Raw genomic sequence first — 2,500 nt, 5'->3', positions numbered from 1 at the left:
ATAAGGGTGGTATTTCAAGGGTGGCTCCACCTGAGCTGGCGCCCAGGTTTCAAAGCCTACCACCTATCCTACACATGCCACTACGAATGCCAATGTAAAGCTATAGTAAAGGTGCACGGGGTCTTTCCGTCTAACCGCAGGAACCCCGCATCTTCACGGGGAATTCAATTTCACTGAGTCTATGCTGGAGACAGCGGGGAAGTCGTTACGCCATTCGTGCAGGTCGGAACTTACCCGACAAGGAATTTCGCTACCTTAGGACCGTTATAGTTACGGCCGCCGTTTACTGGGGCTTCGATTCAGAGCTTGCACCCCTCCTCTTAACCTTCCAGCACCGGGCAGGCGTCAGACCCTATACGTCGTCTTGCGACTTCGCAGAGCCCTGTGTTTTTGATAAACAGTCGCTACCCCCTGGTCTGTGCCACCCTCCTCTACTTGCGTAGAAAAGGGTCACGCTTCTTCCGAAGTTACGCGTGCAATTTGCCGAGTTCCTTCAGCATAGTTCTCTCAAGCGCCTTGGTATACTCTACCTGACCACCAGTGTCGGTTTCGGGTACGGTTTATAAGGAGGAGCTATTTCCTGGAACCGCTCCGCTGCCCGTTCAATCCGATAAGATTGGACAACTTGTGCGATCCGTCACTACCTCCAAGCCCACGAATATTAACGTGGTTCCCATCGACTACGCGTTTCCGCCTCGTCTTAGGGGCCGGCTAACCCTGCTCAGATTAGCTTTAAGCAGGAACCCTTGGTCTTTCGGCGGGGGAGTCTCTCACTCCCCTTACGTTACTCATGTCAGCATTCGCACTTCTGATACCTCCACCACCCCTCACGGGTATGGCTTCGTCAGCTTACAGAACGCTCCGCTACCGCTTGGCCCTTGCGGACCAAACCCTAAGCTTCGGTGTATGGCTTTAGCCCCGTTACATTTTCGGCGCAAAGACCCTTATTTAGACCAGTGAGCTGTTACGCTTTCTTTAAATGATGGCTGCTTCTAAGCCAACATCCTGGTTGTTTTGGGATCCTCACATCCTTTCCCACTTAGCCATAACTTGGGGACCTTAGCTGTAGGTCAGGGTTGTTTCCCTTTTCACGACGGACGTTAGCACCCGCCGTGTGTCTGCCGACTAGTACTCCCAGGTATTCGGAGTTTGGTTAGGTTTGGTAATCCGGTGAGGACCCCTAGCCCATCCAGTGCTCTACCCCCTGGGGTATTCGGTCGACGCTCTACCTAAATAGATTTCGCGGAGAACCAGCTATTTCCGAGTTTGATTGGCCTTTCACCCCTAGCCACAAGTCATCCCGAACTATTGCAACAGTTATGGGTTCGGTCCTCCAGTAAGTGTTACCTTACCTTCAACCTGCTCATGGCTAGATCACTCGGTTTCGGGTCTAATGCGACGAACTGAACGCCCTGTTCAGACTCGCTTTCGCTGCGCCTACACCTAGCGGTTTAAGCTTGCTCGTCACACTAAGTCGCTGACCCATTATACAAAAGGTACGTGGTGACCCTTGCGGGCTCCCACTGTTTGTAGGCAATCGGTTTCAGGTACTCTTTCACTCCCCTTGTCGGGGTGCTTTTCACCTTTCCCTCACGGTACTAGTTCGCTATCGGTCATGCACGAGTACTTAGGCTTGGAAGGTGGTCCTCCCAATTTCAGACAGGATTTCACGTGTCCCGCCTTACTCGAGGACGATTGATCGCATTACGCGTACGGGGCTGTCACCCACTATGGCCCTACTTTCCAGAAGGTTCCGCTTGTCTCTCAATCGCCACTGGCCTGGTCCGGGTTCGCTCGCCACTACTTCCGGAGTCTCGGTTGATGTCCTTTCCTACGGGTACTTAGATGTTTCAGTTCCCCGCGTTCGCCACTTTATCCCTATGTATTCAGGATAAGTTACCTATTATCGATACTTGGAAACCACAGTAGCAGATCGCTCTGCTACTCTGATTTTCCAAGTACCTTAGGTGGGTTTCCCCATTCGGAAATCTACGGATCAAAGGGTATTCGCACCTCCCCGTAGCTTATCGCAGCGTATCACGTCCTTCATCGCCTGTGCATGCCAAGGCATCCACCAATTGCCCTTAAGACACTTGATCGTTCTCATTGCCAATGCCCATCCGCGCAATCCGAAGGATTGTCGCTTCAGCCTCTCCCTTGCGGGGTTGGCGTCCGCGCAATTCCAAAGGAATTGTCGCCTGAACCGGATCCTGTGCGGGATCCACATTCGATGTCATTGGCACAAAAAGACCAGCTTCTCGAGATCGGTTCGAGGGTGCGGTTAGGCAAACCCATCATATGCGGGAGATTGAGCGTCTCCCGCGACAAATCACAAACCTTTCGGCTCATGAAGTTCGAACAAATCTTCTCTTTACGATGTCAAAACAGAACAAGCGGCAAGCCAAGAAGCTCACCACAAACCTTTATACGAATGACTTTTTTCACCACCCTCACTCGACACACTTCAAGGCGACGATCCTGCGGATCGCGCGACACGACA

General features: G+C 52.2%; 1 rRNA gene (only partly in view). It reads right to left on the bottom strand.

Annotation, left to right across the window (positions count from 1 at the left end):
- Nucleotides 1-2,099: ribosomal RNA gene (locus NKH54_RS32355) — 23S ribosomal RNA — on the bottom strand; it reaches 703 nt to the left of the window's first position.
- Nucleotides 2,100-2,500: the final 401 nt, after the last annotated feature.

Source organism: Mesorhizobium sp. M1004 (assembly GCF_040318795.1).
In the GTDB taxonomy this organism is placed as follows: domain Bacteria; phylum Pseudomonadota; class Alphaproteobacteria; order Rhizobiales; family Rhizobiaceae; genus Mesorhizobium.
The sequence above is the reverse complement of the archived record's forward strand: the minus strand, read 5'-3'. Positions and strand labels throughout refer to the sequence as shown.